At 62.4% G+C, this 6,952-nt stretch carries 5 protein-coding genes; all 5 read left to right on the forward strand.

Translation table 11 applies throughout. The features are described 5' to 3' along the window. Position 1: 1 nt before the first annotated feature. The 5 genes from fdhD (at position 2) to VOI29_RS20925 (ending at position 6,516) form a co-directional block, all read left to right on the forward strand. The gene (fdhD, locus tag VOI29_RS20905; protein WP_323783323.1) at positions 2-811 is read left to right on the forward strand and encodes a formate dehydrogenase accessory sulfurtransferase FdhD; all 810 of its coding nucleotides are present in this window, start codon (positions 2-4) and stop codon (positions 809-811) included. Beyond that, positions 801-1,022 (forward strand): formate dehydrogenase subunit delta, encoded by a 222-nt coding sequence (locus VOI29_RS20910; protein WP_323783327.1) that lies wholly within the window; start codon positions 801-803, stop codon positions 1,020-1,022. The genes fdhD and VOI29_RS20910 overlap by 11 nt, the downstream gene beginning before the upstream one ends. Before the next feature lie 293 nt (positions 1,023-1,315). Continuing rightward, on the forward strand, positions 1,316-3,817 hold the full coding sequence (locus VOI29_RS20915; protein WP_323783330.1) for a cation:proton antiporter: 2,502 nt from the start codon (positions 1,316-1,318) through the stop codon (positions 3,815-3,817). Between the two features lie 561 nt (positions 3,818-4,378). Continuing rightward, positions 4,379-4,831 carry a hypothetical protein gene (locus VOI29_RS20920; protein ID WP_323783332.1) on the forward strand — a complete coding sequence of 151 codons (453 nt, stop codon included), beginning with the start codon at positions 4,379-4,381 and terminating at the stop codon, positions 4,829-4,831. Positions 4,832-5,256: 425 nt separating this feature from the next. Continuing rightward, positions 5,257-6,516, forward strand: a complete 1,260-nt coding sequence (locus VOI29_RS20925; protein WP_323783335.1) for a D-amino acid dehydrogenase — start codon at positions 5,257-5,259, stop codon at positions 6,514-6,516. Positions 6,517-6,952 lie beyond the last annotated feature (436 nt).

The following is a 6,952-nucleotide window of genomic DNA, read 5'->3' on the forward strand; positions in this document are numbered from 1 at the left end:
GATCTGCCAAAGCCTGCCTGGCCTGTCCGTCCGGTGCGACGGGCAGCGCCCGGTGCTGCGCAACCTGCCTGAGGAGCTGCCGGTTGCCATGGTCTTCGAAGGCAGCACCCAGGGTGTGATGATGGCGACGCCTCAGGATATCGAGGATTTCGCCGTGGGCTTTGCCCTTAGCGAGGGCTATGTCCGGCATTTGGGTGAAATTTCAGAGTTCGAAACCGCCGAGCATGGTGGCGGCATCGAGGCCCGTTTCTGGCTGCCGCCGGAGCGTGCCGCAGCGCTGAAAGCACGGCGCCGGGCGATGATGGGGCCGGTGGGCTGCGGGCTTTGCGGTATCGACAGCCTGGACCAGGCGCTGCGCCCGCTGCCGGTGCTGCCTTTGGGCGGTGCGGTATTTGCAGCCGCCGAAGTTGCCCGGGCGGCTGATGCGCTGCGCAGCCACCAGCCCCTGCACGACCAGACTCATGCCACCCATGCGGCGGGCTTCCTGTTGCCGGGGCAGGGCATTGTCCTCGCCCGGGAGGATGTCGGACGCCACAACGCCCTGGATAAGCTGATCGGTGCGCTTGCCCGTGCTGGGATGGACCCGGCATCCGGCGCCATGGTGCTGACCAGCCGGGTGTCGGTTGAAATGGTGCAGAAAACCGTGATGGCCGGCGCCCGCAGCCTGATTGCTGTTTCCGCCCCCACCGCCCATGCGCTGCGCCTGGCCCAGGGCGCAAATCTTACACTCGCCGCCTTTGCCCGCGGCGGCGGCTTTGACCTTTATTCCTGCCCTGAGCGGATCAAAAACGGAGAGAAACATGTCGCCTGAGAAAATGGTGATGATGGCCAACCAGATTGCCACCTTCTTTAAGACCCAGCCTGGCGGCGGCCAGGCCGAAAATGTGGCTGCCCACATCAATGATTTCTGGGAACCGCGGATGCGCAGCCAGCTGATCAGCCATGCCGCAAAGGGGGAAACGGGATTGGACCCGCTGGTGCAAACGGCATTGCCTGCGGTCCGCGCACCCGCTGATGGATAGCTTGCCCGGCCGGCCATTCGGGAGCGCTTTTCCCGCCGTCACCGGAGCGGGGCTGTAAAATTGCAGCACTTCTTTTAAGTCGCTGCGCGCCGGGAGGGCTTTGTGCCGGTGCAATGCGGGGCCATCTTGGCGGATGTGATTGGAGAGGGGCTGTGCGGCCACGCCCCCGGGGGTCTTGCGTGGCGCCTCTGCTGGCCTCAGCGCAGGGCGGCCCCGTTTGCCCCGATGAAATTGGCGAGCTTAGCCTGCTAAGAGCGGTTTCTGATTCCGCAGTTTTCAGATAATCCAATTTCATGGATATCGTTATTATTTCTGCGGTGATTGCATCGCTCTTTCTTGTGATCGGTGCCGCAGAGCCGCTGGCGGCGCGCCTGCGTCTGCCCTTCAGCGTAATCCTAGCCGTGTTGGGTATCCTCATCGGATCGGGCGCGATCTTTTTCCTTCGCACCGAACTGACCGATGCGCTCAACCCGGTGGCGGAGGCTATCCTTGGCCTGCCGATCAGATCGAACGTCTTTCTCTACATATTCCTGCCGACGCTGCTGTTTCAGGCAACGCTGGGGATGAATCTGCGCCGGATGCTGGACGATTGGGTTCCGATCATGGTTCTGGCGGTCGTGGCAGTTGTCGTTGCGACCCTCGGTGTTGGATATGCGCTGTCCTGGACAAGTGCGCTGCCCTTGGCCGCCTGCCTGCTGGTCGGTGCAATTGTTTCGACAACCGACCCCTCGGCAGTGGTTTCGATCTTCCGGTCGATCTCGGCCCCCCGCCGCCTGTCCCGGATCATCGAAGGTGAAAGCCTGTTGAACGACGCCGCAGCCATCGCACTGTTCGGACTGTTCATGGGCTTTGTGATGCTGGGGGTGCCGGACCCGGACCTGGGCGAGGCCCTGGCACAGTTTCCTGTTCTGATCCTTGGCGGTGCGCTGACCGGCTGGCTGGCAGCGCGCATCGCGATCTGGATGATGGCGCTGTTCAGCGCCCATGAGCTGGCAGTGATCTCGGTCTCCGCCGCGCTGCCCTACCTCGCCTATATCGGATCGGAACAGATTGTCGGCGCGTCGGGGGTGATCGCTGTTGTTGCCGCAGGCCTGACACTTAACCTGGCCGGGCCGGGGCGCCTGCCGCCCCAGGCGTGGACCAGCCTGGGCGAGGTTTGGGGGTTGCTGGCTCATTGGGCCGGGGCACTGATCTTCATCCTAACGGCATTGCTGATCCCCCGGCTGCTGGAAGCGGTTCAGCTCTACGATTTTGTCCTGATCGGTGTTGTAATCCTCGCGGCGATTGCGGCGCGTGCGGTCATCCTGTTCGGGCTGCTGCCCTTGCTGACGCTGATCAAGGTGTCGCCCGCTGTCGAACCGGCTTACCGGACCGCGATCCTGTGGGGCGGGCTGCGTGGGGCTGTCACCCTTGCACTGGCGCTTGCCGTCACCGAAAGCCTGCTCGTCCCTGTCGAGGTCAAGCGTCTGGTCGGTATCCTTGCAACAGGTTTCACCCTGTTCACGCTGCTGGTGCAGGGCACGACACTGCGGACCGTCATCCGCAGGCTGGGGCTTGACCGCCTGTCACCAATTGACGAGGTGATGTCGCGGCAAGTGGTTGCCGTCGCCCTGCAGACCGTCCGGGAGGATGTGGCGCGGACAACCGAAGATTACGCTCTGCCCCGCGATGTTGTGCGCTCCGAGGCCAAGCTGTTCGGCGAACGGCTGGACGAAGCTGTGAAAGCCACCGAAGAAAGCGAGGAAATTCTTAAACGCGACCGGATCACCCTGGGGCTGATCGCGCTTGCCGGTTTCGAACGGGACACGATTATCCAGCGCGTCCGCGAACGCACGATCTCGGCCCGCATGGCGGAAAAGACCTTGCTGGATGCTGACAGGTTGATCGAAGGCGCGCGCGCAAAGGGGCGCAACGGCTATCAGCAGGCCGCGCGCAGGTCGGTCGCCTATGGCCGCGCCTTCAGGCTGGCAGGGCTGCTTCACGCCAAGCTGGGGCTGTCGGCCCCGCTCGTGCGCCTGACGGCAGACCGGTTCGAGCTGCTGCTGTCGCAACGGCTGACCCTGCGCGATCTCGATGCCTTCATCGAAGGGCGCATCCGCCGTATCCATAGGCGGCGGGTTGCAGACCTTTTGCTCGAAATGCTCGCGCGGCGGATCGAAATGGTGGAGACGGCGCTGGATGGTCTTCGGCTGCAATACCCCGGCTATGCCGAGAAACTGGAACGGCGCTTCATCCGCCGCACCGCCCTTCGGCTTGAGGAGCGGGAATACACTGCCATGCGCGAGGACGGCTTGATCGGTGCGGAAGTCCACACAAACCTGATGCAGGACCTGATGGCGCGCCGCGCCCAGGAAGAAGAGCGCCCGCCGCTCGATATTGCCGTGCAGCGCCTCGAACTCGTGCGGCAGTTTCCCCTGTTTGCAGATATGGACGACAGGACAATCCGGCAACTGGGACGCGCATTGAAAACCCGGTATGCCAATGCCGGCAGCATCGTCTTGCGCAAGGACGGCACTGTGAAAAATGTGTTCTTCATTGCCTCCGGTGCGGTGGAGCTGGAAACAGCCGGTCAGACCTGGCGGCTGGGCCGGGGCGAAATGTTCGGGCAGGTGGCCATCCTGTCGAAGAACGCCCGCAGTGCCGAAGCCCGCGCGATCGCTCCGACGACGCTTCTTGTGCTGGACGTTGCACGGTTCCGGTCTCTGTTGAAAAGAAGCACCGCCTTGCAGGATGCGGTGCGGGCGAGTGCCGAACAGCGTGGCCTGAACCCGGAAGCGCTTCTTGCAAAAAACTGACGTTCCGGATCGAGGTATTCGCTGCGCTTCTGGCAATTTGAATGCCGGTTGTTTCAGCGATAGGCCGGTCAGATGCATCCCCTGAGGTGTTGACCCAGCAGTTTCACGCAATGCATCCTGGTGTCGGCGGCGGCCGCCTAATAGAGACCGCTGCGCTGCGCGCTGTTTTGACGGAGACGTCCGGCACCAAGCTGCTTGGCGAGATGTTCGGGTACGTCACGGACCGCCTGTTGGGGCGCGCACGATGATGTGTTCGCAACCCAGCAGGCGGTATTGCCTGCGAGAGGGGTCATCTGCAGCACGCCCGGAATGGACCGCTTTAGCCAGTACCGCCTGGTTCACGAAATCCGGTGCCGCGCTTATAATTCCGGGACTGATTGACGAATGCTTTCCCCGGTCATAGATTTCCACCCATGATGGAACATGCAGATCTGTTGCGATTTCTACTGCTGAACCGCCCGCTTCCCCGGGCGGACTAGGCGCGACGGCGCCTGCCATATCCCCCGGGGCCTTCTCATTACTCTGATACGCAAGCGGGGCGCTTTCGCCCGAGGAGAAGCCATGTTCGATCCGTTTCAAACCGCACAAACCAGAGGTCCTGACCAGGCCGTATTCAGGGGATTGCGCAGCACACCGATCGCATTGCCGGAAGCCGATCACCGGAAGCTGCAAGAGCATCTCGACGATTGCGCGGCCGCAGTGCAGCCGCAGACGACCCTGCTGTCCTATGTGCTGGCAAACAAACTGATGAACGCCCGGCCGATGGCCGATGTGCATTGCAGTGATTTGGCGGTGGGTGGAAGCCATGTCACATATACGGTTGATGGCGAAGCACCACAGACCGGGTTGCTGGTTCATCATGCGGGACCGGAGCCGATCCGCGGCGTGATCCCCGTTGCCTCGCTTCTAGGAGCGACATTGATAGGCATGCGGGTGGGCCAACGTGCGCCGTTGTTGTGCGAGGACGGGTCCATCAGCAAACTGATTGTGAGCGGAGTCAAGCTTGCGATCTAGGCCCTGCGAACGTCACGCAAGGCCGCAAGAGGAGACGCCCCATGCCCAACTCCCCCCGCATCGGAAGGCCCGCCAGCCGCATCCCGAACACCGGGATCAGCGTGGATGAATTTCCACATTCTGAAGGGCTTGCGGATGGCATGCTGAGAGTTCCGCCGGACCGCTTGTGCGAAGGGGCGGGCTTTCATGGGGTGCAGGCGGAAATCACCGGCGGATGCCGGCGGCGACCAGCCGGCCGCAGCCTGGGGATCAATGGCACATGACGGTTTCAATCGCGGATCCGCCAATCCTGGGCCGGGCGTGCAGGGGGGCGCGAACCCGATAACACTTGTGCCCCGTATTCCGGAGGGAAAAGGGGCAGCAGTAACATTCACTGCAGGTGTGGTGCCAATGGTGCCCGGCCCTGCGTTATAAGGGAAATTGTTATGAAAATCGTCGTTATGGGCGCCGGCGTCATCGGCATCACAACCGCTTACTACCTGGCCAAGCAAGGCGCGGAAGTCGTGGTGATCGACCGCCAGATGGGGCCGGGGCAGGAGACGAGCTATGCCAACGCGGGGCAGCTCAGTTATGGGATGACCTCGCCTTGGGCCGCCCCGGGCATTCCGCTGAAAGCCGTCAAATGGATGTTTATGAAACGCCGCCCGCTGTTTATCTGGCCGTTGATCAGCCCGGTGATGTGGAAATGGTGCGCGCAGATGCTGCGCAACTGCAACGCGGAAAGCTACCGCGTCAACAAGGGGCGCATGGTGCGGGTGTCCAGCTATTCGCGCGATGTCATGCCGGATCTGATCGCTGAGACGGGCATCGAGTACGACGGGCGGCAGCAGGGCACCTTGCAGCTTTTCCGCACGGCGAAACAGTTGAAAGCGTCGAAGGCCGATCAGGACGTTCTGGCGGAATACGGCTCTCCCTACGAAGTGCTGGACCGCGATGGCTGTATCGGCGCGGAGCCGGCGCTGGCCGAAGTGCGGAATAAATTCGTCGGCGGCCTGCGGCTGACTGCGGACCGCACCGGGGACTGCCGGATGTTCACCATCGCGCTGACCGAAAAATGCATCGCGATGGGGGTCGAGTTTCAATACGGCCAGGCGATCAGATCCATCGCGGTCGAGGACGGCAAGATCGCGGGCGTTGATACCGAGATTGCCGGGCGCATCTCGGGCGATGCCTATGTTTGCGCTATGGGCAGCTATGCCGCAGGCGTGCTGAACCCCATCGGGATCAAACTGCCGGTTTATCCCGTAAAAGGTTATTCCGTCACTTTGCCGGTGATAAACGATGCCTGCGCGCCGCAGTCCACGATAATGGACGAGACCCACAAGGTTGCGATCACACGGCTGGGCGACCGCATCCGCGTTGCAGGCCAGGCCGAGATTGCGGGCTATTCCAACCGTTTAGGGCCACATGCCACCAATACGGTCAAACATGTGATCTCCGATCTGTTCCCCAAGGGCGGAGATATCTCGCGCGCGGAAGGCTGGACCGGCCTGCGGCCCATGACGCCGGATGGCACACCGGTCTTGGGGCCGACACAGTATGAAAATCTGTTCCTCAACACCGGTCACGGAACATTGGGCTGGACGATGGCCTGCGGTTCAGGGCGTGCGGTTGCCGACACCGTGCTGGGCAGGGCGCCCGAAATCTCACTGGAGGGCCTTACTGCCGCGCGCTACCAAAAATAAGGCAGCATGCAGCGGCGGGCGGGTGCGGTGCGCTAGGCGCTTGAACCTAGCAGGAGGCCGGAGGTGGCTGACGAGTGATGAAAGTGTTCAGCCGGCGACAATGAGAGAGTATCCGGCCTTCTGTGAATGGGCAATTTGGCCCGCGCGTCCGAACGGCTCCGCCAACTTGATTGCGTGTTTGCAGTGAATGAAGCGCGGAGCACGAGGGTGCCAGCCGCGATGCCGCGCTGCAAGGCTTCGGCTTGCCGGCGAAATCATGTTTTTCACCGATTGGACGTTTCATCTGTTTGCCCCGGGCACGGCCGCTGCTGACACTCTTGTCTTAGGCTGATCCTTGGCTCCCATGCGATAAGGGAGCCGCTGACCGGCACCTCAAATATGCCGGACAGCGGCGGGGGACGGATCGGGACATTCCAGGTCGTGCAAGGACCGAAAA

Origin of the sequence: Leisingera sp., assembly GCF_034669605.1 — a bacterium.
GTDB lineage: Bacteria > Pseudomonadota > Alphaproteobacteria > Rhodobacterales > Rhodobacteraceae > Leisingera.